Source organism: bacterium (genome assembly GCA_035549195.1).
Taxonomy (GTDB): Bacteria; Oederibacteriota; Muellerivitia; order Muellerivitales; family Muellerivitaceae; genus DASZRK01.
In genome coordinates this window covers 79,666-103,699 of the sequence record DASZRK010000076.1, presented here as the reverse complement: position 1 = coordinate 103,699, position 24,034 = coordinate 79,666, and the positions used below count along the sequence as shown (strand labels likewise).

Genomic DNA, 24,034 nt, shown 5'->3' with positions numbered 1-24,034 from the left:
ACCCTTTGGGTTTCCCTGGAGACCTTGACGGTCAGCAGCTACCTTTTGGCCTCCTTTCTCAAGAAGGACAAAGCCAGCAACGAGGCGGGGATGAAATACCTGCTCCTCGGCGCCTTCTCTTCGGCGGCCATGCTCTTGGGTTTTTCATACCTTTACGGTTTGACCGGAACGACGGTCCTGGCCAACTTGGCGCGCTCCCTGGCGGCCCAGCCGACCACCCCTTTGTTGGTACTGGGGGTCATCCTGGTCATCGGGGGATTGAGCTTCAAGATCTCCCTGGCGCCCTTCCACATGTGGACCCCCGACGTTTATGAGGGGGCACCCCTTCCCGTCACCGCCTTCCTTTCGGTGGTCTCCAAGACCGCGGGCTTCGCGGCCTTCACCCGTATCTTTTGGGTGGGGCTTTCCAATTCATCGACCCTTTCGGTTTGGGAGGGCCTTTTCGCCGTCCTGGCGGTCTTGAGCATCATCCTGGGGAACCTGGAAGCCATCCCACAACAGAGCTTGAAACGCCTGATGGCCTATTCTTCCATCGCCCAGGCGGGCTATATTTCCACCGGCTTCCTGGCGGGCGGGAACTTGGGCCTTACGGCCGTCCTCTTCTACCTCTTCGTCTATCTCTTCGCCAACATGGGTGTTTTCCTGGCCATCGCGATCCTTTATGCGAAAACGGGAAGTGACCGTATCGAGGATGTGGCCGGCGTCTGGAAGCGTTCTCCCCTCATTGGGGTGGTCCTTTTGGTGGGCCTGCTTTCTCTGGCCGGCGTGCCGCCTTTTGCCGGGTTCTCCGGGAAGTGGTACCTTTTCGGCGCCGCTGTTCATATGGGCTATACCTGGCTGGCCTTGGTGGGCATGGTTTTCAGCGTGATCTCGCTTTATTACTATCTTCAAGTGGCACGGCAGGCACTGGTCTCCGAACCGAAGGATCCATCGCCGGTGCCCGTGACCCCCTTGGAAAGTGTCGTCCTTTTGGTCTCGATCCTGACGACGGTCACCTTGGGGTTCTGGCCCCGGCCCATCATGGACCTGGCCCAATGGGCCGCCACCTCGCTTTTCTAAGCCATCGGTAAGGACCCCCGGCCCTTTGGGGCACGGGGGTTTTTTGTTTTCCGGGTCCCGTAGGCCGCATTGTCCCGCGGTTAAAAAGGGATTAGATTGTGGGTCCGATCCCTAGGCCCCAGGAGGTCCCATGGCCATTCCCATCCTTCTTTTCCTGACGGTGGTCCTTTATGGGGTGGGATGTTGGTATTCCTTCCGGTTCTACCGGGACCAGGACCTCCAGTCCGACCGAACCGCCGCCCGCTGGCTCATGGCCGGGTTGGCCCTTCAAGGGACGCTCCTGCTTTTAAAAGGTTGGATGGAGGGGGTGGCCCCCCTTGTCAGCTTGGACGGTATCCTCTCCGCTTTGTCCTTTTCCTTGACGGCGGCCCTTTTGGTGGGGCGTCTGAAGACCCCAGTGGGGGTCTTGCTCTCTCTCTTTTCACCCTTCCTTTTCCTGATGGCCCTTTTCGCCTTCATTACCGGTTTGCCCCCCATGCCGCTCATGGACAAGGCCCTGATGACCGACCGATTGGCGAGCCATATTTTCCTGACCTTCCTGGGGTTCTCCCATTTCACCTTGGGCTTCGGGGTCGGGGTGGCCTTCTGGGTCCAGGACGGGCAACTGAAACAACACCGTCCAGGGGCCTTGACCCTTCCTTTACCGGCCTTGGAGGCCCTGGACCGTTTGACCGTTTTCTACATCGGCTTGGGGTTCCTCTTTTGGCTGGCCGGATTGTCCTTGGGAACTTGGGAAGCCTATGAAGTCTGGGACCGGTTGCCTTGGAGCGATCCCAAGATCCTGGGGTCCTTTCTCGTATTGGGCATTTATGGTCTTTTCTTCATCCTTCGCTGGAGCCTCCGGATGCGGGGCCGCCGCTCCATGGTGTTGGTCATGGCGGGCTATCTGTTGGCGCTTTTCACTTTCGTGGGCGTGAAGGTCCTTTTGAACGCCCCCCACGGATTCTAGGGGCCCGATCCAATGGAACCTGCGAAGTTCATCGCTTACGGATTGAACCATGTGACCGCGCCCATCTCGGTGCGCGAGAAATATGCGCTTCCGCCCGAAGGGGTGGCGGAGGTCCTGGCCCGCTTGAGGCCCCATGCCCCTGAAACGGTCTTCCTTTCCACCTGCAACCGGGTGGAGTTCTATCTCAACACCCCCCATCCGGAGCGGTGCCTGGAGGAGGTAAGGGAAGCCCTTTCCCATTACCATAAGTTGAAGCCCGCCGAGGCCAAGAAGTTCTTCTATCATCACGAGGGGACCGAGGGGTTCCTGCACCTTTTCCGGGTGGCGGCCTCGCTGGATTCCATGGTGGTGGGGGAAGCCCAGATCTTGGGCCAGGTCAAGGAGGCCTTCCAAGGCGCGCAGGAGGCGGGGACCGTCGGCTCGGCCTTCCACGGGATATTTGAGCGGGCCTTTGCCGCGGCCAAGCGGGTGAGGACCCAGACCGATATCGCCCGTTCACCCGTCAATGTTTCCAGTGTTTCGGTGGACCTGGCCCGCAAGATCTTCGCCGACCTGAGGGAAAAATCGGCCCTGCTGGTCGGAGCGGGCGAGATGGGGGAATTGACGGCCAAGTACCTGGTGGACGCAGGGATGGAGCATCTTTTCATCGGCAACCGGACCTTGGACAAGGCCAAGGCCCTGGCGGCGCGCCTGGGTGGGGAGGCCTTGGGCTTGGAGGGTGCGCTGGGCCACCTGGAGAATGTCGATATCGTGTTGGTCTCACTTTCCACCATGCCTGGTTGGCTCCAAAAAGGAGCAGTGGAAAGCGCCATGCGCGCCCGCAAGGGGCGTCCCCTGTTCCTGATCGATCTGGGAGTGCCGCGCAACATCGATCCGGAGGCGGGGAAGCTTGATTCGGTCTATCTCTACAATATCGACGACCTGTCCCGTATCGCCGAATCGAACCGGGCCCAACGCCGGAAGGCGGTCGAGGATGCCGAGGTGATCCTCCGCGAAGAGGTGTCCGATCTGGCCCAATGGCTTTCGTCCCTCGAATTGGTGCCTGTGGTGGTGCGTCTCCGGGAGCATTTCGAAGCCATCCGCAAGGCCGAGTTGGACGATTTTTTCCGCAAGAACGCCCAATTGACCGAAAAGGAAAGACGATCTTTGGAGCGTCTTTCCCGGGACCTGACCCAGCGCCTCCTGCATGAGCCATCGGTGAACCTCAAGCAGGTCAAGGACCCAAGCGACCGCTATGGTTTTGCGCGGATGTTGGAAGAGGTCTTTCTGCGGTCCAAGGGCAGGGAATAGCGTGAGGATCCTGGTCGGTACCCGAGGCAGTGAACTGGCCCTGGCCCAGGCGGGCATGGTCCGCGACCTGATCGCGCCATTGTTCCCGAGGGATGAAGTGGTCCTGGAGGTTGTCAAGACCCTGGGTGACCGGCTTTCGGCCAAAGAAGCGGAGGTGGGCCCGGAAGGCGAGCCGCCTCAAGGGGTCTTCACCAAGGAATTGGATGAGGCCCTTCTGGAAGGCCGGGTGGCCATGGCCATCCACAGCCTCAAAGATGTACCCACGGTGTTGCCGGCCGGCATTCATTATGGCGCCTTCCTCAAACGCGAGGACCCGCGGGACGTTCTGGTTTCCCGGGACGGCAAGCGGTTCCATGAGCTTGCCGCAGGGGCCCGGATCGGGACCAGTTCGCCGCGCCGGGAAGCCCAGGTCCGTGCGGCCCGCCGGGACCTGCAAGTGGTCCCCTTGAGGGGGAATGTGGACACCCGCCTTCGCAAGATGGCTCAAGGGGAAATGGAGGCCGTCCTTTTGGCGGGGGCGGGTCTCAAACGATTGGGGCGGGGGGCGGAGGCCACCGAATGGTTGGATCCGGAATGGATGCTTCCGGCCCCGGCCCAGGGCGTATTGGCGGTCACCCTTCTGGAGCGCGACAAGGAAATGGCCGAGAAGATTACCGAACTGGACGATGTCCCCACCCGGACATGTGCCGAAGCCGAACGGGCTTTCCTTAAGACCCTTTTGGGCGGGTGCCGGATCCCGGTCGGGGCCTTGGCGACCTTACAGGACGGTATCCTGACCCTATCCGGGGTCGTGGCCCAACCCAGCGGCGAGCAGGTCATGCGTGGGTCGCGGAAGGGGGACCCGAAAGATCCCCGGGGTCTGGGGACGGAATTGGCCCGGAACCTTTTGGCCAATGGGGCGCAGGAGATCCTTAATGGTTTCGGGAGGGCCTCTTGGTAAAGAAAGGAAGGGTGTTCCTGGTGGGCGCCGGTCCCGGCGATCCGGGCCTCTTGACCCTGCGGGGCCGCGAGGTCCTCTCCCAGGCGGACGTGGTCCTCTATGACGCCTTGGTCCATCCGGACCTCCTCGAGCATGCGCCGCCCGGAGCCCTCCGGATCTTTCGGGGGAGCCGGGGCAAGAAAGGCGCACTCAACCAAGCCCAGATCAACCGCAAGCTGGTCCAATATGCCCTCCAGGGGAAAAAAGTCGTCCGCCTCAAGGGCGGTGACCCCTTCGTCTTCGGACGGGGTGGGGAAGAACTGTTGGCCCTCGTTCCCCGCAAGATCCCTTTCGAGGTGGTCCCGGGGGTCTCTTCGTCCTATGCCGTTCCCACGGCGGCAGGTATCCCCTTGAGCCACCGGGGCATGAACGCGTCCTTTACCGTGGTCACCGGGCATGAAACGGGGGACAAGCCTGGAAGCCAGATCGATTGGGCCCACCTGGCCCGGGACCGGGGAACCCTGGTCTTCTTGATGGGCCTTCACACCCTGCCGGAAGTTTCCCGGCGGCTCCTTTCCCACGGCATGGACCCCAAGACTCCAGCTGCGGTGGTGCAAAAAGGGACGACCCGTCATCAGAAGAGCGTGCGGGGGGTCCTTTCCGATATCGCGGCCAAGGTCCACGGGGCCAAGCTCCAGGCGCCGGCCATCCTGGTCCTGGGGAAGGTGGTCGCCCTCTCGAAATGGTTGGACCCGGAAGCCCATCGTCCGCTCAAAGGATTGCGGGTCCTAGTGACCCGGAACCTGATGAAGGCAGGCCCCCTGACCCAGATGCTCAAGGAAAAAGGGGCTGAAGTGGTGGAGGCCGCCACCATCGAACTGAGACCCCTACCTTTGGGCCCGCGCGACCGACGGCTTCTGGAAGGAGCCTTGGATTATGATTGGATCGTTCTTTCCAGCGCGCCCGCGGTCGAGTTCTTGAAGGAGGCCTTCCAACAACTGGGTTTTCCCCTTTCCCGCCTCCGGCCGGTTTCAATCGCTTGCGTGGGACCTTCCACCGCTAAGGCGGCCCGGGCTGCGGGGCTGGTCCCATCCCTTGTTCCCAAGGACTTCAAACAAGAAGGGCTCGTCCATGCCTTCCGCCGGATGGACCTTCGGGGCCAAAGGGTCCTTTTCATCCGGGCGAAGGAGGGACGGGATGTGCTCCAACGCTTCTTCCGGGCCCAAAGGGTCCCTTGCGATCTGCTGCCTCTCTATGAGAACCATGTCCCGCCGGGAGCGGTCCGGCGATTGCGGAGCCTTTTCAAGGACGAGGGAGGGGTGGATCTTTTGACCTTCGCTTCCTCCTCGGCGGCCGAACACTTCTATGGCGCCTTTACCCCGGCCGAGCGGGAACGCTGGCTGGCCCAAGTGCCGGCGGCGGTCATCGGCCCGGTCACGGGGGCGACCGTGCGCCAATGGGGCGGACGGGTGGTGGCCCAGCCCAAGGTCTATACGCTGGATCATCTGGTGGACGCCATCGGCCGATGGGCGAAAAAAAGGGATAAGAAGTGATGCCTTGGGAAATGGCTTAATTTAAACTGAGGTCGCCTCGAGATCCCGTGACCGTCCCGAAAGAGAGCCCATGAGTTTCCCCACCCACCGCCTGCGCCGCCTCCGGAAGAACCATGTCCTGCGCGGTCTTTTCCAAGAGACGCGCCTGGGCCCGAAGGACTTCATCCTCCCCCTTTTCGTTTCCGAGGACCTCAAGGGGTCCGACCCCATCGGTTCCATGCCGGGGATCGAACGTCACGGCTTTCGGTCCTTGGTGAAGGAGGCCCTCTCCGCCCACCAGGTGGGCATCCCCGGTGTGCTTCTTTTTGGGATCCCTAAGCGCAAGGACGACCGGGCCACTTCCGCCTATTCCAAGAACGGCGTCATTCAAAAGGCCGTCCGTCTCCTCAAAAAAGAGGCACCGGACCTGGCGGTCCTGACCGATGTCTGCGCCTGTGAATACACCTCCCATGGCCATTGCGGCATCCTTTCGGGCAGGGATGTGGACAACGACAAGACCCTGGGGCTGCTCAAGAAGATCGCCCTTTCCCACGCCGAGGCGGGGGCCGATATGGTGGCCCCTTCCGACATGATGGACGGACGGGTGGCCGCCATCCGCCAGGGTTTGGACAGGGGTGGATTCACCCAAACCCCCATCCTCAGCTATGCCGCCAAGTTCGCCACCTGTTTCTACGGACCTTTCCGCGACGCCGCCGATTCGACGCCTTCCTTCGGGGACCGCAGGACCTACCAGATGTCCGCGGCCAATGCCCGGGAAGCCTTAAGGGAGATCGAATTGGACATCCAAGAGGGTGCGGATGCCGTGATGGTGAAACCGGCCTTGACCGCCCTCGACATCATCGCCCGCGCCAAGGACCGCTTCCGGGCGCCCCTCTGGGCTTACCACGTATCCGGTGAATACAGCATGGTCAAGGCCGCCGCCAAGATGGGCTGGCTTTCCGAGGAGACCGCGATGGGTGAGAGCCTTTTGGCCATCAAACGGGCAGGAGCGGACCGGATCATCACCTATTGGGCCAAGGAAGCGGCCCGTTTTTTCCGGTAAGCGGGACGCTCAGTCCATCACCCAAAGGCACAAGCCATGAAAAAAGGTTTTTCGACCGATCACTCCAAGAAACTCTTCGCTGAGGCCCAAAGGCACCTTGTCGGCGGGGTGGACAGCCCTGTGCGCGCCTTCAAGGGTGTGGGCGGGAGCCCGATCTTCATCGCCCGGGGCAAAGGCCCTTACCTTATCGACGCGGATGGGAACCGCTATATCGACCTCGTGGGTTCCTGGGGTCCCCTCATCCTGGGCCATGGGGAAAAGTCGGTCCTGAACGCGGTACGGAGGACCATCCGCAAGGGCCTGAGCTTCGGGGCACCCTCGTCCCTGGAGACCGACCTGGCCCTGCTGGTCAAGAAGGCCTTTCCTTCCATAGAAAAGATCCGGTTCGTCAGTTCCGGGACCGAGGCGGTCCTCGGTGCCATCCGTTTGGCCCGGGCAGCGACCAAGCGCAAGCGCATCATCAAGTTCGATGGCTGTTACCATGGCCACGGAGATAGTTTGCTGGTGGCGGCGGGCAGCGGTGCGGCGACCTTGGGGCTTCCCGATAGCCCGGGAGTTCCCGAAGAGCTGGCCGCCCTCACCTTGAGCCTTCCTTACAACGACCTGGGTGCGGTGGAGGCTGCCTTCAGGAAATTCGATGATATCGCCGCCATCATCGTGGAACCGGTGGTGGGGAATATGGGACTTGTCCCCCCAAGACCGGGATTCCTCCAGGGTTTGCGGGAAGCGACCCAACTGAATGGCGCGCTCCTCATCTTTGACGAGGTCATGACAGGTTTCCGGGTTGCCTATGGCGGCGCCCAAAGCCTCTATGGGGTTCGGCCCGACCTGACCACCTTGGGAAAGATCATCGGCGGAGGGATGCCGGTCGGCGCCTATGGCGGCCGGGCGGACCTCATGGCACAGGTCGCTCCCGAGGGTCCGGTCTATCAGGCGGGAACCTTGTCGGGGAATCCCGTGGCGATGGCCGCCGGGATCGCCACTTTGAAGGCACTCGCCGATCCTGTGGTCTATACAGGACTGGAGGGATCCGCCGCTTTCGTCGAAGAGGGCATCCGCCGGGCCCTAAGATCGTCCGATATCCCGGGATGCTTCCAAAGGGTGGGGAGCATGGCCACCCTTTTCTTTCAGACAGGCCCCGTCGAAAATTACGAACAGGCCAAGAAAAGCGACCGGGAGCGTTATTCCAAGTTCTTTTGGGCCATGGCTGAACGGGGGATCTACTTACCCCCCTCCCAGTTCGAAGCCATGTTCTTCTCCACGGCTTTGTCCCGGAAGCATCTCAAAAAGATCGTTCGAGCGGCAGGGGAGAGCCTTCGCAGCCTCCGATAACCGGCCTAAGGGCCGGGGAGGCAAGTAAAGGGTCGGTTTTCGGCCTGAATCCTGATAAAATTCCTGCATTCATCCCGGAGGTTTCCCGTGAAATATCCCATGGTCCGGCAACTCTTCGTCATCCTCTTACTGGGGGCGGGTCTTTCGGCCATTCACGCCTGGGCCGATACGGAGATCGACCTGGGGGACGGAGGTCCGACCCCGGCTTCCCAACCGACCGCTGTGCCGACCGCCCAACCCGTTCTGGAGACCACCCACCCCAGCCCCGTTCCTGAAATGAAGGCCGAACCGACCCCGACCGCCGAGGTCACGGTGGAGCCGGAAGCAGGTCAGGACAAGAAGTCCGAGGAAGAACCCGCCGAGACCACCCAGATCGTCCATGGAACCCTCAAGATGAAGGATGTTTACGCGGCGGGCATCAAGAACTACCAGGAGCAGGATTACGACAGTGCCATTCGTGAATTGAAGAGAGCCCTCGAGATGAACGACCCCTATACCCAGAAGTTCTATTACGCCGAGGCCGCGGCGATGCTGGGGGTCATCTACCAGTTCCGGGTCATTCATTACGATAAGGCGCTGCACTATTACAAACTGGCACTGCACTACGAGAAAAAGAATCGGACCGCCCTGCGGCATCTCAAAGAAGTGCAGCGTCTGATCAAGAAGGGCAAATGATGCTGGGCGCCAAGCTCCGGGGAACCGCAGCTGGTTTGTGCTTGGCCTTCCTGGGGGCCGTTCCTTTGGGTGCTACCGAGGTTTCGCCCCTTAGCATCAGCCTTTTCGGCGATTATGGGACCCCGGTCCAACCCTTGGGATTGACCCAAAGCACCACCGATGCCATTGGCGGTGAATTCCTCGCGGAATGGAACCCGGCGTCGATGGCCTCCATCGGATTGGGCCTGCAGACCGAAGGCTTCTTCTCGAGCTCGACCTTTTCCATCCTGACCCTCGACCTGGAAGGCCGGCTCTTTCCTTGGGACAACGGGATCCAGAAATTCTCGCCGTATCTTTTCGGCGCCACCGGGCTGAACCTCGGTTCCAACGGAGGTCCGATCCACTTGAAGGCCGGGTTGGGAAGCCGGGTCCATATGGCCGGACCGATTTTCCTCGATGTAGCGGTCGGCAGTCATTGGTTCACCGATCCCAATTCGCTCCAATATGTGGACGCCCGGGCCGGGTTGAGCTTTTCCATCGACCTCAAACCGGCGGCGACCCCGACCCCTACGCCGCTTCCCCCGACGGCGACCCCAGTCCCGGCTTCGCCGAGCCCGACGGTCACGATGATGCCGATGGTCACGGATACACCCACTCCGGGGCCCGCCCAGGTCATTTCCCTCGATGGACCCACCGCGACGCCTATTCCTGTGATCGACAATGAACCGGTGAGTTCGGTGGAAGAGAGCAAAAAATATTACGACATCGGGATGGAAGCCTTCCTGGCGGGGAACCATCCGGTGGCCATGAAGGCGCTCCGCAAGTCTTTGAACTTGAAGGAGAAACACAAGCATCCTTACAAATACGCGGAAGCCTATGCCACCCTGGGGGTCATCTACGAATTTCACGCCCATAAGGTGAAGGATCACGACCGCAAAGCGCTCGAATGTTATAAAAAGGCCCTGGCGATCGATCCGAGGACCAAGTCGGCCAGGCATTATTACCCGCGGCTGAAGGCCAAGTTGGAAAAGGAAGCCAAGACCGCCAAGAAGAAGGCGGCCGCGAAGAAGACTTCGACGGTGCGGAAAAAGGGGAAAGCCGTCCCGAAGTCGGAGGTCCGGCCGACGCCGGTCCCGACCCCCGCTCCCGTTTCCAATGATTCCATGGACCTGCGCAGCGAGATCAAGTGATCCGGGTCAGTTGACCGTTTGGCGGATCCGTTCGATCCGGGTCGCCTTGCCTGTCATGGTATCGACGGACACCACCACCCCCTGGAAAAGATAGGGCAGTTCCTCGGAAACCTCGAAGCGGGAGGGTGCCCCGGAAATGAAACGCGAGAGCACCTGGGGCTGTTTCATCCCGATGACCGAGTTGGGCGAGCCCGACATGCCGATGTCGGTCAAGTAGGCCGTTCCCCCCGGTAGGATCTCCTCGTCGGCCGTCATGATGTGGGTGTGGGTCCCCGTGACCGACGAGACCCGGCCGTCCAAATACCAACCCATGGCCCGTTTCTCGCTGGTGGTCTCGGCGTGCATATCCACCAGGATGACCTTGGCCCGGCTCCCGATCTCCTGGATGGCCTTGTCGGCGGCCCGGAAAGGGCAATCCAAATTGATGTTCATGAAGGTGCGGCCCATGAGGTTGAGCACCGCCACCGGTATCCCCTGGCAGTCGTAGATCCCCAGGCCCGTTCCCGCATTCCCCGGCGGGTAATTATGCGGCCGCAAGAGCCGAACGTCGTGTCCCAGGATCTCCTTCACTTCCTTCTTGGACCAAATGTGGTTGCCACTGGTCACCACATCCACGCCCGTTTCCAGGATGGCCTTGAAGGAATCGGGTTGGATGCCGGCGCCCCCCGCCAGGTTCTCCCCGTTGGCCACCACGAAATCGATCTTGTGATCCCCTTTGATCCGTCCCATGCAGTTGTGCACGGCGTGACGGCCGGGTTTCCCGATGATGTCACCGATGAGCAGGATGTTCATGAAGTCTTTCTAACCACCCAGGGCATCAAGTGAGCCGCGGGCCCGGATGGATTTGAGGAGTGGGATAGGCCGACTATTTATACCTGAAGTCTTTTGAAATTGCAGGGCAAAAGGCCGCCCGGTGACCCGGGTGGTTCACGGCTCCTTGCGGTAGATGAAACCTTTTTCGGTGAGCAGGGCCTTCAAGGGGATGTCATGGGGGTCTTCCGGCAGGTGTTCCACCATTTGGAAGCCATAACCCACCCCAAGGGACAGGGCCCCGGGCCGCAGGTGGGGAAGAACACGGTCGTAGAACCCCAGGCCGAAGCCCAAGCGGTGTCCCCGGGGATCGAAAGCCAAGCCGGGCACCAGGACCAGGTCCAATTCGGCCGTGGCGGTCGGATGTCCGCCGGAGGGTTCCTGGATCCCGAAGGGTCCGGGGGACAAGTGCTCGAAGTCGGCAACCTGGACGAAGTCGAAACGGTTTTGATCCTTGACCAGCCTCGGGAGATAGAGCTTTTTCCCCTCTTGGAGGATGCCCTCCAGGATGGGATAGGTATTGATCTCGGTTCCGACCGAAAAGAAGGCCCCGATGTGGCGGGCGGCATCGAATTCGGGCCGTTTGGAAAGGATGGCCCATACCCCTTGGGAGGCGGCTTCCGCCAAGTCGGGTGGGACCTGGGACCGGACTTTCTTGAATTGTTCCCTCAAAAAATCCTTGGTTCTTGGTTGGGACATGGGTTCCGTTCAGGGATGGGCTTTGCCGGCTCACCCCAATTTAAGGCTGTTGGGAGCCCTTGTCCAATTCGGCCAAATGCTCCAGCCAAGCCTTGATCTTGGCCTCATGACCTAAGGTGGTCGGCAGGTAATAACGGCCTGGATTGGGGGCATATTCCTGCTTCACATAGTGGTCGGGATGGTCGTGGGCATATTGGTAGCCTTGCCCATGCCCTAGGACCTTGGCACCGGGGTAATGGCCATCCTTCAGGTGGAGGGGGACTTCCTTGGTGGATTCCTTTTTGACATCCTCGGTCGCTCCTTCCAAACCCTTGTAAGCCGCATTGCTCTTGGGGGCGCAGGCCAGGTAGACGGTCGCCTGGGCCAGGGGGATGCGGCCTTCGGGCAGTCCAATGAATTCCAGGGCCTGCTGGGCCGCGACGGCGAGGGGCAGGGCCTGGGGGTCGGCGTTGCCCACATCCTCAGCGGCGGAGATGACCAAACGCCGGGCGATGAAGCGGGGATCCTCCCCGGCATAAAGCATCTTGGCCAGCCAATAGAGGGACGCGTCGGGGTCCGATCCCCGGATACTCTTGATGAAAGCCGAGATGGTGTCGTAGTGCTGGTCCCCGGAGGCGTCGTATTGGACCATCTTTTTTTGGATGGACTCCTGGGCCACTTCCAGCGTGAGGACGATGGTCCCTTGAGCGTCCGGGGGAGTGGTCAGGACCCCCACTTCCAACGCGTTCAAGAGGGTACGTCCATCGCCCGATGAAGCCTTCAGCAGGTGGGTCCGGGCATCAGGTCTCAGGTCCACTTGGTAATTGCCCAACCCCCGGTCCTTGTCGGCCAAAGCGCGGTCCAGGATGGTCCCTAGGTCCTTCTCGTCCAGTAATCTCAATTCACAGACCCGGGAGCGGGAAAGAAGGGCGCTGTTGAGGGCGAAGAAGGGGTTCTGGGTGGTGGCCCCGACCAGAAGGATGGTGCCTTGCTCCAAATGGGGCAACAGGGCGTCCTGCTGGCTCTTGTTGAAATGATGGATCTCGTCCAGGAAAAGGATGGTGGTGCGCTGGTAGAGCTTCTTGGTCTCCTGGGCTTCGTCGAAGACCTTGCGCAGGTCGGCCAACCCCGAGGTGACCGCATTCAAGGCCACGAAGCGGCCCTTGTTGCGGCGGGCCACCAAGCGGGCGAAGCCGGTCTTGCCGGTGCCCGGGGGGCCGTAGAGGATCAGGGAAACGATGCGGTTGGCTTCCAGGAGGCGCCGAAGCAGTTTGCCCGGGCCCACCAGATGCTCCTGGCCCACGTACTCGTCCAAGGTTCGGGGCGACATACGGATGGCCAGGGGGCGGCCGCTTAAAGCGGAATCGTCTTCCGAAGCGTGGTCGAAGAGGTCCATAGATCCGTTCCATGGGATTGGAGCAGGGGAAAAGGGAAGGAAATGAAAGTGAGCCCCCACCTGTGCCGGTTTGGACGGTACTTTTCTGAGGCCTGTCAGAGACAGGTGGGCGCCCTCACGAGCGGTTCATCGCTTCCGAAGAAGACCATCCCCGATCGCTATGGGAACCCGTTTTTTATTTTTGTGGCTCAGAATTTCCCGCCCGAGGTGTCGAACACCGCAGGCGGCTCAAGGGGTATTTTAGCAGGACAAGCGGAAATGAAAATTGGCATTTGGAACGGTTTTAGACCCCGAATGGGCCTGAGGACGGAGCTTCCAAGGGGAAATCTCGAAAAAATCCCATGACAAGGACGGGAAACCACTTCCCTGTGGAAAATTTCAAATTTGTGAAATGCGGGGCACAGGGAAATGCCAGGTTGAGAAAAGGGGTGAGCTATTGGAAAATGCCTCCCGACTTTCGAGGGAGGCGCCATGTGGTTCCAAGTCCATTCCATGCGTTTTTCCGGATGGATCGTGCCCATCCTGGCCCTCCTGGCGCTGGCCCTGCTTCCCTTCGCCATCGCCTTGGGGCTCCTGGTAGGAGCCCTGGCTTTGGGGGTCGGTTTGGTCCGTGTCCTGATGTTCCCGTCTCCCGAGGGAACCCCGGGAAAACCCACTTTGCGTCGTCCGTCATCCCACGAGCGCTTGGCCGATCCCTCGGCCATCGACGCCGAATTCGAGGTAAAGGAAGACCATGAAAAAGACCAAGACCGATAAGAAGCCCAAGCACCGGGCGGCTTCCGTGGCGACCCCCGAATTCGAGCTTTATAAGGGGGTCCGGGCCGAGGATTTCCGTCATTCCTTCCAGGAGAACCTCAAATACCGGCTCATCAAAGAACCGATCGCCGCCACCCAATACGACCGCTACCTGAGCCTGGCCTATGCCATCCGCGACCGGCAGGTGGAGAACTGGGTGCTGACCCAGAAGACCTACCGGGACCAAAAAGTGAAACGGGTCTATTACCTGTCCCTGGAGTTCCTCATCGGCCGCACCCTGGGCAATTCGATCATCAATCTCCAGGTGGAGGATGCGGTGTCCAAGGCCCTGGAGGACATGGGCTTGACGCTGGAGGAGCTACGGGAGACCGAGATCGACGCGGGTCTGGGGAACGGAGGTTTGGGCCGGTTGGCCGCCTGTTTCCTCGATTCCCTGGCCACCCTGGGGATCCCCGCCTATGGCTACGGTATCCGCTACGACTACGGTATTTTCAGGCAGAAGATCGTCCGCGGCTATCAGGTGGAGGAACCGGACGAGTGGCTTTCCCGGGAAAACCCCTGGGAAAAGAACCGCCCCGAATACACCTACCGGGTGAAGTTCGGCGGACGGGTGGTCTCCCGGGAGACCCGCCAGGGCCGCCAGGTCTTCGAATGGGTCGAGACCGAGGACGTTCTGGCCACGGCCTACGACACGCCCGTGCCGGGTTATGGGAACAAGACGGTCAATAATCTGCGGCTTTGGTCCGCCAAAGCCACCGAAGAATTCGACCTGGATTTCTTCAACAAGGGCGACTATTTCGCCGCCACTTCCAAGAAGACCGGGACCGAAACGATCTCCAAGGTCCTCTATCCCAACGACAACAGCCCCGAAGGACGGGAATTGAGGCTCAAACAACAGTATTTCTTCGTGTCCGCCTCCATCCAGGATATCGTGCGCCGTTTCAAACGGGAATATTCCGATTTCCGGGCCTTGCCCGATGCGGCCGCCATCCAGATGAACGATACCCATCCCACCATCGCCATCGCCGAGTTCATGCGGGTGCTGATGGACGAGGAGGGCCTCGATTGGGACCTGAGTTGGGAGATCACCAGGTCGGTCTTCGGCTACACCAACCATACCCTGCTGCCCGAAGCCCTGGAAAAATGGCCCGTGAGCCTCTTTGGTCGGCTTTTCCCCCGGCACCTGCAGATCATCCAGGAGATCAACGCCCGGTTCCTGCGCGAGGTGGCCAACCGGTTCCCCGGGGACAACGAACGGCTCCGTCGCGTTTCCATCTTCGAGGAAGGGGCCGACCCGCAGATCCGGATGGCCTACCTGGCCATCGTGGGGAGCCACTCGGTCAATGGGGTCTCGGCGCTCCATACGGAGCTTTTGCAAAAGACGGTGGTGCCCGATTTCTATGAGCTTTTCCCGGAACGGTTCAACAACAAGACGAACGGCATTACCCAACGACGGTGGCTGCGCAAGTGCAATCCGGGCCTCGGGGAATTGATCACCTCCAAGATCGGGGACAAATGGGTGACCGACCTGGACCACTTGAAGAAACTCGAGAAATTCGCCGACGACAGGAAATTCCAGGACCAATGGCGGGAGATCAAGCGCCAGAACAAGGAGAAGTTGGCGGCCCTCATCGCCATGGAACAGCGCCTGGCGGTGGACCCCAACTCGCTTTTCGACGTCCAGGTGAAACGAATCCACGAATACAAGCGCCAACTCCTGAACGCCCTGCACGTCATCGCCCTCTACCGCCGGATCAAGGCGGATCCCAAGGCGGTCTTCGTGCCCCGTACGGTCATCTTCGGGGGCAAAGCGGCCCCGGGTTACCAACGGGCCAAGCTCATCATCAAGTTCATCGGCGCCATTTCGGACATCGTGAACCAGGACCCGCAGATCAAGGGCAAGTTGATGTGCCTTTTCGCCCCCAATTACCGGGTGTCGCTGGCCGAGAAGATCATCCCGGCCACCGACCTCTCCGAACAGATCTCCACCGCCGGTAAGGAGGCTTCGGGAACGGGGAACATGAAGTTCGCGCTCAATGGGGCACTCACCATCGGCACCCTGGACGGGGCCAATATCGAGATCGAGGAGGAGGTGGGGAAGGACAACATCTTCATTTTCGGGCTCACCGCCCAAGAGGTGGAGGACGTCCAAAGGAAAGGCTACAAGCCCCGGGAGTTCTACGACCGTTCCCCCGAGCTCAAGGGCGTCCTGGACCTGACGGCCAGCGGGTTCTTTTCCCCGGATAACCCCGGTCTTTTCAAACCCCTGGTGGAAAGCCTGTTATCCCATGACGAGTACATGCTCCTGGCGGATTTCGACGCCTATGTGGAGTGCCAGGAAAGGGTCTCCGAACTCTATCGGGACCAGGCGGCCTGGACCCGGATGTCCATCCTGAACGTGGCAAGGATGGGTAAGTTCTCCAGCGACCGGACGATCCGCGAATATGCCGAGGAGATCTGGGACGCACCGCCGGTGACCATCAAGTGACCCTTAGGGGCCGTCCTTCAGGTCCAATTCCATCGTCGAGGTGGAATCCTCGCGGCTGAAGAAGAGGGCCGTGTGGTCGTTCAGGACCTTCAGGTCCGTCAGGGCGGCTCCGGCGTGGAAGCCGTATTTCACCAGGTCCAGCGCCTTCGCCGTGACCTTCCACCCTTGGGGACCCCATTCCACCCTTGCTAAATAGTCCTTCCAGGCGTCCTTCGCATCCTCCTGTACGGATAAAAGAAAGACCCCGAGGCGGGAGTCCGGGCTCCAGGCGATCGGCTCGTTCAAGGACAGGTGGGCCAGGGGTCCGGTGAAGGAATCCTGGAAAAGGTCCACCGACGGCGATTCCGCGTAAAGCCAAGTGACCTCGGCGGGTCCCTGATCAAGCCGGGCCAGGGCCAGCCAAGGAGCGTTTTCTCCCTTATCGAGCACCATGAGAATGGATTGCTGGTCGGGCGCTACCGAGAATTGCCGCAGGCCCGGGAAGCGCCGGGAGGAAGAGGGGTTGGCCAGGTCCAGTTGATAGAGATCGTAGAAGGGGACCGGTTGGGAACCCATGAGAGTGGTGCGGGCGATGAGGTCCAGGGTGTTGCCGATGAGGAAGTGGGCGGGCACCGAGTAGGCTTTCAGTGGGAACTGGAAGGCATTATCGCGGGTCTTGTCCCGGATGGTCACGGTGATGCCCGCGTCGGGAGGCAAGGGCGAGAGTCCGTCCAGGCCCGGCAGGGTCTCGGAGATCGTGGCTTGGAAGGTCAAGTTCTCGACCGAGGCCGGAAGGGCCCGGACGGTTCCCGGTCCAAGGGATGCGAACAGTAGGATCAGGGTGATGGATCTTTTCACGTCTTCCTTTCAAAATCCGAAGCGGTCCCATTCTAAAAGAAGGCCCGGGGAAGACCCAGGTCCCTTCCTTTGGACGTCCAAAAACCCGGGGTGGCCCCAAATAGGGCGAGACGGGGCCCCGGGAAAAGCATAAAATCCTCCTGTCTCCAGTCTCCTCTCCGCCCAAAAGGGGTTCCTCCGCATGTTCCATTCCCGCTCAGGCCGTTCCTTGTGCCTTGGGGCCCTCCTGTTCATCCTGGTGGGGCCCCTGGCGGCCTCCCCGGACCCCCTACGGCGCAGCGTGGTCAAGATCTTCACAACGGCCCAGCGCGTCCTGCCCCAGGAACCCTGGAGGCGGGGGCCGGAGGAGAACGTGAGCGGGAGCGGCTGTATCCTTCCGGGTCACCTGATCCTGACCAATGCCCATGTGGTCTCCAACCAGATCTTCCTGCAGGTCCTCAAGGACGGGGACACCCAGAAATACACCTCCCATGTGGTGGCCGTTTCCCATGACCGGGACTTGGCCGTCATTCGAGTGGACGATCCCAAGTTCTTTACCGGCACCCAACCGGTCACCTTCGGGGAGATCCCCGAAATGCGGGACAAGATCTCGGTCTATGGCTATCCGGTCGGGGGCGACGATCTCTCCATCACCGAGGGTGTGGTGTCGCGGATCGAGGTGGTCACCTACAGCCATTCCTTGCGCAGCCTGTTGGGGGTCCAGACCGACGCGGCCATCAACCCGGGCAATTCGGGCGGGCCGGTCTTCCGTCACAAGCGCATGGTGGGGGTGGCCTTCCAGGGCTATAACGCCGCCGTGGCGCAGAACACGGGCTATATCATCCCCATCTCCATCGTGAAGCGTTTCCTGGACGACACCAAGAAGGGGGCCGACCAGAGGGTTCCCATGCTGGGCCTCTATTGCCAGACCCTGGAGAACGGCACCTTGCGCTCCTACCTGGGCCTGAAGAAAGGGCAATCGGGCATGTTGGTGACGGCCACGGTCTATGGCTCCTCGGTCTGGGGGGCCTTGAGGAAGGGCGACGTGCTGACGGCCATCGACGGCTATACGGTCGGCAACGACGGGACCATCCGCCTCCACAAAGGGGAGAGGCTTAATTTCCAATACCCCATGGGGTTCCACCGCATCGGTGACCGGATCAAGCTCAAATTCCTGCGCGGGGGCAAGGCCCATTCGGCCACCGTCAAGCTCAAACCCGACGCACGGCTGGTGCCTTTCCCCAGCTATGACGACCAGCAGGATTATTTCATCTTCGACGGCCTGGTGTTCACCGAACTGGACTCGGAGACCCTGGCCGCCAACAAGAACGCGGACAACCAATGGATGGCGCTCTATCTCTCGGGCCTGCCCTCGCCCGACCGGCGCCGAGTGGTGATCCTGGACCATATCATCCCCCACGCCTCCAACAAGGGGTATGGCACCGAATACTCGAACCTCATGATCACCCGGGTGAATGGACGGCCAGTCCGCGACCTGAAGTCCCTCATCGAGGACTTCGAACATCCCGTTGACGGGCGCCATGTACTGGAATTCGATGAGCCCAGGGACCTGGGAACCCGCATCGTCCTCAAGGCCGAAGGCGCCGAGGAGGCCACGAAGGAGATCCTGGCCGTGAACCATATCCCCAGCGACCGGTCGGACGATTTGAAGGGGGCCAAGTGATGGGAAATTCCAGCCCGCGCCTGACCACCCTTTTGGCCCTCATCCTCCTGGGAGGCACCCTGGCGGTCCCCGCTTGCAAGAAGGCCCCGCCTCCGCCGCCCCCGGTCCCCACACCCACCGCCACGCCCCGGGACCTGACCCATTCGGTGGTCAAGGTCTTCACGACCCAGCAGTCCGCCGACTTCGGCGAGCCCTGGAAGCCGGGTTCACCCGTGAGCGACGAAGGTTGCGGGGCCATCCTGTCGGGTGGGCGGGTGCTCACCAACGCGCGCCTGGCCCTTCAATCGACCTTCATTGAAGTGCAGAAGTACGGTGAGACCCACCGTTATGTGGCCAAACCCTCCCACCTTTCCACGGACCTGGACCTGGTGGTGCTCACGGTGGATGACCCGGATTTCGCCAAGGGCACGGTGCCGGTCGAACTGGGCGACATGCCCGCACCGGGCGATAAGGTGGTGCTCCAGGGAGGGGACGTGCTCTCGAAGAAGGAGGACACCCTTTCGGGCGTGGACATGGTCTGGTCCATCGTAGGGGCTACCGGCGTGCCCGCGCTCGACACCCAGGGCGACATCGATAAAGCCCTCTACGGCTGTCCGGTCTTCAAGGATGGGAAGCTGGTGGGTATGCCTTTCCTGAGCTACCACAAGGACGATAAGGGCGGCACCCTCACCCCGGTGAGCCTCATCAAGCTCTACCTGGACAATGTGGACGCCGGGAAGGACTATCCGGGCATGCCTGATCCGGGCATCTACGTTCAGATGCTCAAGAGCGCCGACCTGCGGGACTATTACAAGCTCCCGGCGGACAAATCGGGGGTGGTGGTCACTCGGGTGCTGTCGGGCGGGGCCGCCGAGGGCTTCCTCAAAGAAGGGGATGTGCTGACCGAGGCCGCGGGCTACCCCATCGACAACGAGGGCTATACCCAAGTGGACAAGCTGGGCCGCATTTCGGTGGATTATCCCCTCTGTCTTCTCCTGCCGGGCCAGCCGTTGAAGCTCAAGATCTACCGGGCGGGACAACCCATGGACGTGGAATTCCCTTCGAAGAACGAGGTCCGCCTGCTCCCCTGGCAGCCGAACAATTCCCAGCCCACCTATCTCATGAAGGCCGGCTTTGTCTTCGTGCCCCTGACCTACAACTACCTTTTGGCCGATTGGAACCGCATGAAACCCGAACTGAAGGTCTATTTCAACCATGGCCTGCCCGATCCGGGCCGCAAGGAGATCGTGATCCTCAGCCGGGTGCTCCAGGCGGACATCAACTCCGGCTATCAATACTTCCATAACGTCATCATCGATAAGGTCAATGGCCGCAAGATCGGTTCCATGGAGGATCTGGCGGAGGCCTTTGACCATCCCGAGAAGGGAAGGGATGTCATCGAGTTCGATGATCACGCCTGGTCCGGATCCACGATCGTGTTCGATGCCAAGAAGGCGAAGAAAGCCACCCTTTCGATCATGAGGGAACAAGGGATAGCCTCGGACCGTTCGGAGGACCTGAAGGGCTCCTCGGTAGCGGTGGACCACGGAAAAAAACCGCCTTTGGCGGCGGCCAAGGGGAAGGTGTCCCCTGAGCCGAAGAAAAGATCGGCGCCTACCGCCACGCCCGATGGAGTCGAGATCAAACTTTAAGGAACAGAGGGAGAGCATGAAACGATCCATCGAAAGGCCGGTCTTGGCCCTGTTGGCGGTCCTCACTTTAGGGATCGGCCGAGCTCAGGCGGGTCCCAAGTATTTCAAGGACAGCTATGAGAAGCTCCAGATGAAGGCGGCCACCCTCCAGGCCCACGGCACCCTGGCCAACTTTCATTCCGACGATGCGACCATCAAGTCCATGGCCGATGCCAAGCGGGGCATGTTCGACAGTTTCTACGCCATGGCCGCCAGCTATGGCCATGACGACGTGGACGGCTCGGCCGCGGTCCTCAAGAACGAGGCCCGCATGAATTGGGACATCAAGCGCTTCACCCGGGCCGTCGCCAAGGAAACGCTTTACAACTCCGAGGCCGCGCTGAAGTTCATCCTGGAGAAGGACAAGGCCAACCACGATCCCAAGTTCCCGTCCATGACGGCGGGTTATGAAGCGAAGGTCCTCAAGCTGGTGGTTCAGGCCGAGTCCGCGTTCGACCACGGGAAATACAGTGCCATGCGGAACGCCTTCTACCAGGCTCTTTGGCTGGCCTATCCGGTGACCTCCCTGAAGCCTTTCCCGAAGCCGAAAAATTGACCCAAGCTAAAATCATCCTGGCAATACTGGTAAATAGTTTTCTCGTTAAACCGGTCAAGGTGTAGGATAGTCCCAGTTTTCCTTCCTGCGGGTGACCCCGCCCTCCTTCGCTTTCCAACAATCAAACCGAGTGCCTGGTCCGACGCCCGTTTTCGCGGCTCCTTCGGTGTTCTCATCACATCCTGGAGGTTGGTCATGGGTCAATTGAACCTGGTGTTACGGACGGCGGCGGGCAATAGCGAGGTTTCGGTCCTGGAAGCGGCGGGGGTCCTGGACGTGAATACGGTGGGGGATTTCGAGGATGTCTTGAACTCCCTGTTCCGCAACAAACGCTTCCGGATCATCCTGGACCTGGGAAAACTCGACTATATCTCGAGCGCCGGCATCGGGGTTCTGATCGGGAACATCAAGGAGATCCGCAAGAACAAGGGGGACATCCGCATCAGCGGGGTCACCGCCGACGTTTACAAGGTCTTCGACCTGCTGGAACTTCCCAAGCTTTTCCATTTCCACCGGGATGAGAGGGAAGCGACCCTGGCGTTCTGAGGGTTGGGTGGCGGGCCGAGGGGCCGGGTCGCCCCTTGGCCCTTGGTTTGTCCTATAATCATGGCGTTTCCGGGAACCTTCCTGAAAAGGGACAGCCATGGACCTATTCTCCAGACTTGAGACCATTCCCCTCTATTCCGCCATCGCCGGCGCGCTGTTCCTCGTCCTCCTTGCCTTCTTTTTCTACGTTCTCATGATCTTCAACAACCTGGTGCGCCTTCGGATCATGATCTCCAAGGCCTGGGCCAACGTGGATGTGCTCCTCAAACAGCGCCATGATGAGGTGCCGAACCTCGTGGCGGTGATCGAGGGCGTGAAGGATTTTGAGAAGTCCGTCATGACCCAGGTGGCCGAGGCCCGGGCCGCCACCCAGCGGGCCGCCGGACCCACTGCCCAAGGGGAAGCCGAAAAGACCCTGACGGGCGCCCTCGGGAACCTTTTCGCGGTAGCCGAGAATTATCCCACGCTCAAGGCCCAGGAGAATTTCCTCATGCTCCAGAAGCGCCTGTCGGAGTTGGAGGACGCCATCGCCGACCGCCGGACCTTCTACAACGAATCGGTGGCGGCCTATAACGCCCGCATACGGGAATTCCCCGACGTCCTCCTGGCCAACACCTTCAAGTTCCTGCCCCAGGAGATGTTCCAGGCGGGCGCCGGCGAAAAGGAGCCCGTGAAGGTGGGCTTGCTCCGATGAACGGGACCGACCCGGTCGTCCTGATGGTCCTGGCGGGCCTGGCCGTTCTCGGGGGCATCTTCCTTTTCTTCCGGGGATTCCGCGACCTCAAACGAAAACGCCTCATCGAGGACACCCCTACCTCGACCATCCGGGCCATGGCCCCCGGGCTGGTGGAGGTGACCGGTACGGGGGTCCAGCATAAGCCCCTGAACGGCCCCTTCACCCAACGGGCCTGCCTCTATTACGAATACCTGGTGGAGGAACAAAGGGAACGCACGGTGGGTTCGGGCAAGGATCAGCACACCGAGACCTATTGGGCCACGATCAAGAGCGAGGACACCTCCGAACTTCCCTTCCTGGTCGACGACGGCACGGGCAAAGCCCTGGTGCGGCCCGAGGGGGCCGAGATGGTCCTGGTGGACCGGTGGGAACTTCAACCGGGGATCTTCGGCGACATTCCGGCGCCCATCGTGGATTTCCTCAAGACCCGGGGGGTGGACTGTTACGGCCTTTTCGGTTTCAAGCGGCCCCTGCGCTTCACCGAACGCATCCTGGCCGAGGGCCAAAAACTCTATCTCTTGGCCACCTGCCGGACGGCCGGGGAGGGCGCCGAAGGGATGCACCTGGTCAAGAGCCCCCATGGCGACCCTTTCATCGTCTCGGCCAAGGACCAGAAGAGCTTGGAAAGTTCGCTGGGTTGGGCCGCCTTCTTCCTCATCCCCCTGGGGATCCTGCTCACCGGGGGCGGTATCTATGGGCTGGTCACCCTTTGGACCGCCCGCTAGGATAAGGGCCATGGAACCCACCTCCGCCATCTTCAGGCACCTGCGCCGGGTGCTCCAACAGGCCTATTTCCTCCAATCCATGGGCCCAAAGGAGCTCGACAAGCTCATGGGAGCGCTCCGGGCCATGCGGGTCTTCAAGGGCTACGAGATCATCCGCCAGGGCGACCCGGGAGACGCTTTCTACCTGATCGCCTCGGGTCGGGTCAGCGTCTGGGTGGACAAGGGCCGGGGCCCGGTCCGGGTTGTGGGACTGCGCAGCGACGAGTATTTCGGGGAGATGGCCCTGGTCTCCAACGAGCCCCGCAACGCGTCGGTCATCGCTGAGATGCTCACCGAGCTTTTCGTTTTGGAGAAGTACAACTTCGACCAGATCCTCATGAAGAACCCCGCCATCGCCCAGAAGATCAAGGAAGCCCACCAGAGACGGCACGAGATCACGTCGAAGCTCTAGCCCATGCATGTCCCGCCTGCCAGGCCTACCGAGCTTTTTCGGTCCGCTCCTCGACTCCAGATTTAACCTCCTTCTGCATTTCGTGGATTGCCATAACTCCCGAGTAGGCCTATAGGATTTCAAGGAAAGCGCGGGCGCCGCGAACTTTACGGAACATAACGTGACCTATGGCGTGAACATCGGAGCCTGGGACCGAAGGGAGAAGTCATGGAACAAAAGCTTTGGAGGCCTTGGATCGGGATGGTTGGCCTGCTGGGCCTGGGGGTTTCCCACTCCCAAGCGGTGGAGGCGCCGCATGGCGGGACCTTGGTCGAACTTGGGCGGGGCGCCGCGCAGGTGGAAATGGTGCTCGATGCCGACGAAGGCGAGCTGACGGCCTATGTCCTGGATGGCGGCGCAGGGAAGCCCGCCCGGACCACCCAAGGGGTCATCCGGGTGGACCTGAAAGAGGGGGACAAGTCCTATAAATTGATGATGCGGCCCGTGCCGGACCGGTCCAAGGGTGAGACCAAGTGGGATTGTTCCGAGTTCCGAGGCACCGCCAAGGTCCTGGTGGGGGCCGAGGATGTGGAAGGCCGGATCTTTTTCCTTCATGTGGAGCAGAGGAACTTCAAAAGAGTGCCGTTCGACTGCAAGGCGACGGAGCCGGCCTCCGGCAGTCCCTCGCCCGTGGCGACCCCACCGGACCCTCAGGGCTGAACGCTTTTCAAGAAGGGGGATGAATCCTTGGACCC

23 protein-coding genes are annotated in these 24,034 nt (G+C 61.0%); 19 read left to right on the top strand and 4 right to left on the bottom strand.

Annotated elements, in window-relative coordinates; genetic code table 11:
- From VHE12_13815 to VHE12_13775, 9 genes are all read left to right on the top strand, one after another.
- On the top strand, positions 1 to 1,059 hold a 1,059-nt coding region (locus VHE12_13815; protein HVZ81859.1), incomplete at its 5' end, for an NADH-quinone oxidoreductase subunit N.
- A 130-nt stretch (positions 1,060 to 1,189) separates the two neighbouring features.
- Positions 1,190 to 2,008 carry a cytochrome c biogenesis protein CcsA gene (gene ccsA, locus VHE12_13810; GenBank protein ID HVZ81858.1) on the top strand — a complete coding sequence of 273 codons (819 nt, stop codon included), beginning with the start codon at positions 1,190 to 1,192 and terminating at the stop codon, positions 2,006 to 2,008.
- Between the two features lie 12 nt (positions 2,009 to 2,020).
- Positions 2,021 to 3,298: a glutamyl-tRNA reductase gene (gene hemA, locus VHE12_13805; protein ID HVZ81857.1), complete on the top strand. Its 1,278-nt coding sequence runs from the start codon at positions 2,021 to 2,023 to the stop codon at positions 3,296 to 3,298.
- A gap of 1 nt (position 3,299) precedes the next feature.
- Positions 3,300 to 4,238: a hydroxymethylbilane synthase gene (gene hemC / locus VHE12_13800; GenBank protein ID HVZ81856.1), complete on the top strand. Its 939-nt coding sequence runs from the start codon at positions 3,300 to 3,302 to the stop codon at positions 4,236 to 4,238.
- A complete protein-coding gene (gene cobA, locus VHE12_13795) occupies positions 4,232 to 5,770 on the top strand; it encodes a uroporphyrinogen-III C-methyltransferase (GenBank protein HVZ81855.1) in 1,539 nt (512 codons plus the stop codon). Before hemC ends, cobA begins: the two co-directional genes overlap by 7 nt.
- A gap of 70 nt (positions 5,771 to 5,840) precedes the next feature.
- Positions 5,841 to 6,812 carry a porphobilinogen synthase gene (gene hemB / locus VHE12_13790; protein HVZ81854.1) on the top strand — a complete coding sequence of 324 codons (972 nt, stop codon included), beginning with the start codon at positions 5,841 to 5,843 and terminating at the stop codon, positions 6,810 to 6,812.
- 36 nt (positions 6,813 to 6,848) lie between these two features.
- Positions 6,849 to 8,144 (top strand): glutamate-1-semialdehyde 2,1-aminomutase, encoded by a 1,296-nt coding sequence (gene hemL, locus VHE12_13785; GenBank protein ID HVZ81853.1) that lies wholly within the window; start codon positions 6,849 to 6,851, stop codon positions 8,142 to 8,144.
- An 87-nt stretch (positions 8,145 to 8,231) separates the two neighbouring features.
- Positions 8,232 to 8,819, top strand: coding sequence for a hypothetical protein (locus VHE12_13780; protein HVZ81852.1), 588 nt, complete (start codon positions 8,232 to 8,234; stop codon positions 8,817 to 8,819).
- A complete protein-coding gene (locus tag VHE12_13775) occupies positions 8,816 to 9,988 on the top strand; it encodes a hypothetical protein (GenBank protein ID HVZ81851.1) in 1,173 nt (390 codons plus the stop codon). The genes VHE12_13780 and VHE12_13775 overlap by 4 nt, the downstream gene beginning before the upstream one ends.
- A gap of 6 nt (positions 9,989 to 9,994) precedes the next feature.
- Here the strand turns inward: VHE12_13775 and VHE12_13770 are convergent, their stop codons facing one another.
- From VHE12_13770 to VHE12_13760, 3 genes are all read right to left on the bottom strand, one after another.
- Positions 9,995 to 10,780, bottom strand: a complete 786-nt coding sequence (locus tag VHE12_13770; GenBank protein ID HVZ81850.1) for a TIGR00282 family metallophosphoesterase — start codon at positions 10,778 to 10,780, stop codon at positions 9,995 to 9,997.
- A gap of 135 nt (positions 10,781 to 10,915) precedes the next feature.
- Positions 10,916 to 11,497 (bottom strand): 5-formyltetrahydrofolate cyclo-ligase, encoded by a 582-nt coding sequence (locus VHE12_13765; protein ID HVZ81849.1) that lies wholly within the window; start codon positions 11,495 to 11,497, stop codon positions 10,916 to 10,918.
- A gap of 40 nt (positions 11,498 to 11,537) precedes the next feature.
- Entirely contained in the window at positions 11,538 to 12,872 is a 1,335-nt protein-coding gene (locus tag VHE12_13760; GenBank protein HVZ81848.1) for a replication-associated recombination protein A, read from the bottom strand.
- A 471-nt stretch (positions 12,873 to 13,343) separates the two neighbouring features.
- Between VHE12_13760 and VHE12_13755 the strand changes: the two genes are divergently transcribed.
- Positions 13,344 to 13,628 (top strand): hypothetical protein, encoded by a 285-nt coding sequence (locus VHE12_13755; GenBank protein HVZ81847.1) that lies wholly within the window; start codon positions 13,344 to 13,346, stop codon positions 13,626 to 13,628.
- Complete coding sequence (locus VHE12_13750) at positions 13,606 to 16,116, top strand: glycogen/starch/alpha-glucan phosphorylase (protein ID HVZ81846.1); 2,511 nt, start codon at positions 13,606 to 13,608, stop codon at positions 16,114 to 16,116. The genes VHE12_13755 and VHE12_13750 overlap by 23 nt, the downstream gene beginning before the upstream one ends.
- A 3-nt stretch (positions 16,117 to 16,119) precedes the next feature.
- Here VHE12_13750 and VHE12_13745 read toward each other — a convergent pair whose 3' ends face one another.
- Entirely contained in the window at positions 16,120 to 16,953 is an 834-nt protein-coding gene (locus VHE12_13745) for a hypothetical protein (protein HVZ81845.1), read from the bottom strand.
- A gap of 181 nt (positions 16,954 to 17,134) precedes the next feature.
- Here VHE12_13745 and VHE12_13740 point away from each other — a divergent pair, with 181 nt between their 5' ends.
- The 8 genes from VHE12_13740 (at position 17,135) to VHE12_13705 (ending at position 23,999) form a co-directional block, all read left to right on the top strand.
- Positions 17,135 to 18,616 (top strand): trypsin-like peptidase domain-containing protein, encoded by a 1,482-nt coding sequence (locus VHE12_13740; GenBank protein ID HVZ81844.1) that lies wholly within the window; start codon positions 17,135 to 17,137, stop codon positions 18,614 to 18,616.
- On the top strand, positions 18,616 to 20,247 hold the full coding sequence (locus VHE12_13735; protein ID HVZ81843.1) for a hypothetical protein: 1,632 nt from the start codon (positions 18,616 to 18,618) through the stop codon (positions 20,245 to 20,247). The genes VHE12_13740 and VHE12_13735 overlap by 1 nt, the downstream gene beginning before the upstream one ends.
- 16 nt (positions 20,248 to 20,263) lie before the next feature.
- Positions 20,264 to 20,842 (top strand): hypothetical protein, encoded by a 579-nt coding sequence (locus VHE12_13730; protein HVZ81842.1) that lies wholly within the window; start codon positions 20,264 to 20,266, stop codon positions 20,840 to 20,842.
- 195 nt (positions 20,843 to 21,037) lie between these two features.
- Positions 21,038 to 21,388, top strand: coding sequence for an STAS domain-containing protein (locus VHE12_13725; GenBank protein HVZ81841.1), 351 nt, complete (start codon positions 21,038 to 21,040; stop codon positions 21,386 to 21,388).
- Positions 21,389 to 21,485: 97 nt separating this feature from the next.
- The gene (locus tag VHE12_13720; protein HVZ81840.1) at positions 21,486 to 22,082 is read left to right on the top strand and encodes a LemA family protein; all 597 of its coding nucleotides are present in this window, start codon (positions 21,486 to 21,488) and stop codon (positions 22,080 to 22,082) included.
- Positions 22,079 to 22,849 (top strand): GIDE domain-containing protein, encoded by a 771-nt coding sequence (locus tag VHE12_13715; GenBank protein HVZ81839.1) that lies wholly within the window; start codon positions 22,079 to 22,081, stop codon positions 22,847 to 22,849. Before VHE12_13720 ends, VHE12_13715 begins: the two co-directional genes overlap by 4 nt.
- A gap of 10 nt (positions 22,850 to 22,859) precedes the next feature.
- Complete coding sequence (locus VHE12_13710; GenBank protein ID HVZ81838.1) at positions 22,860 to 23,300, top strand: cyclic nucleotide-binding domain-containing protein; 441 nt, start codon at positions 22,860 to 22,862, stop codon at positions 23,298 to 23,300.
- 207 nt (positions 23,301 to 23,507) lie between these two features.
- Positions 23,508 to 23,999, top strand: coding sequence for a hypothetical protein (locus tag VHE12_13705; GenBank protein ID HVZ81837.1), 492 nt, complete (start codon positions 23,508 to 23,510; stop codon positions 23,997 to 23,999).
- The last annotated feature ends 35 nt before the right edge of the window (positions 24,000 to 24,034 follow it).

Coding starts and splice junctions, on each gene's coding strand:
- hemL (HVZ81853.1), top strand. CDS start 6,849: ATGAAAAAAGGTTTTTCGACCGATCACTCCAAGAAACTCTTCGCTGAG.
- ccsA (HVZ81858.1), top strand. CDS start 1,190: ATGGCCATTCCCATCCTTCTTTTCCTGACGGTGGTCCTTTATGGGGTG.
- VHE12_13715 (HVZ81839.1), top strand. CDS start 22,079: ATGAACGGGACCGACCCGGTCGTCCTGATGGTCCTGGCGGGCCTGGCC.
- hemA (HVZ81857.1), top strand. CDS start 2,021: ATGGAACCTGCGAAGTTCATCGCTTACGGATTGAACCATGTGACCGCG.
- VHE12_13770 (HVZ81850.1), bottom strand. CDS start 10,780: ATGAACATCCTGCTCATCGGTGACATCATCGGGAAACCCGGCCGTCAC.
- hemB (HVZ81854.1), top strand. CDS start 5,841: ATGAGTTTCCCCACCCACCGCCTGCGCCGCCTCCGGAAGAACCATGTC.
- VHE12_13750 (HVZ81846.1), top strand. CDS start 13,606: ATGAAAAAGACCAAGACCGATAAGAAGCCCAAGCACCGGGCGGCTTCC.
- VHE12_13705 (HVZ81837.1), top strand. CDS start 23,508: ATGGAACAAAAGCTTTGGAGGCCTTGGATCGGGATGGTTGGCCTGCTG.
- VHE12_13730 (HVZ81842.1), top strand. CDS start 20,264: ATGAAACGATCCATCGAAAGGCCGGTCTTGGCCCTGTTGGCGGTCCTC.
- VHE12_13710 (HVZ81838.1), top strand. CDS start 22,860: ATGGAACCCACCTCCGCCATCTTCAGGCACCTGCGCCGGGTGCTCCAA.
- VHE12_13760 (HVZ81848.1), bottom strand. CDS start 12,872: ATGGACCTCTTCGACCACGCTTCGGAAGACGATTCCGCTTTAAGCGGC.
- VHE12_13765 (HVZ81849.1), bottom strand. CDS start 11,497: ATGTCCCAACCAAGAACCAAGGATTTTTTGAGGGAACAATTCAAGAAA.
- VHE12_13735 (HVZ81843.1), top strand. CDS start 18,616: ATGGGAAATTCCAGCCCGCGCCTGACCACCCTTTTGGCCCTCATCCTC.
- VHE12_13720 (HVZ81840.1), top strand. CDS start 21,486: ATGGACCTATTCTCCAGACTTGAGACCATTCCCCTCTATTCCGCCATC.
- VHE12_13755 (HVZ81847.1), top strand. CDS start 13,344: ATGTGGTTCCAAGTCCATTCCATGCGTTTTTCCGGATGGATCGTGCCC.
- VHE12_13775 (HVZ81851.1), top strand. CDS start 8,816: ATGATGCTGGGCGCCAAGCTCCGGGGAACCGCAGCTGGTTTGTGCTTG.
- VHE12_13740 (HVZ81844.1), top strand. CDS start 17,135: ATGTTCCATTCCCGCTCAGGCCGTTCCTTGTGCCTTGGGGCCCTCCTG.
- VHE12_13725 (HVZ81841.1), top strand. CDS start 21,038: ATGGGTCAATTGAACCTGGTGTTACGGACGGCGGCGGGCAATAGCGAG.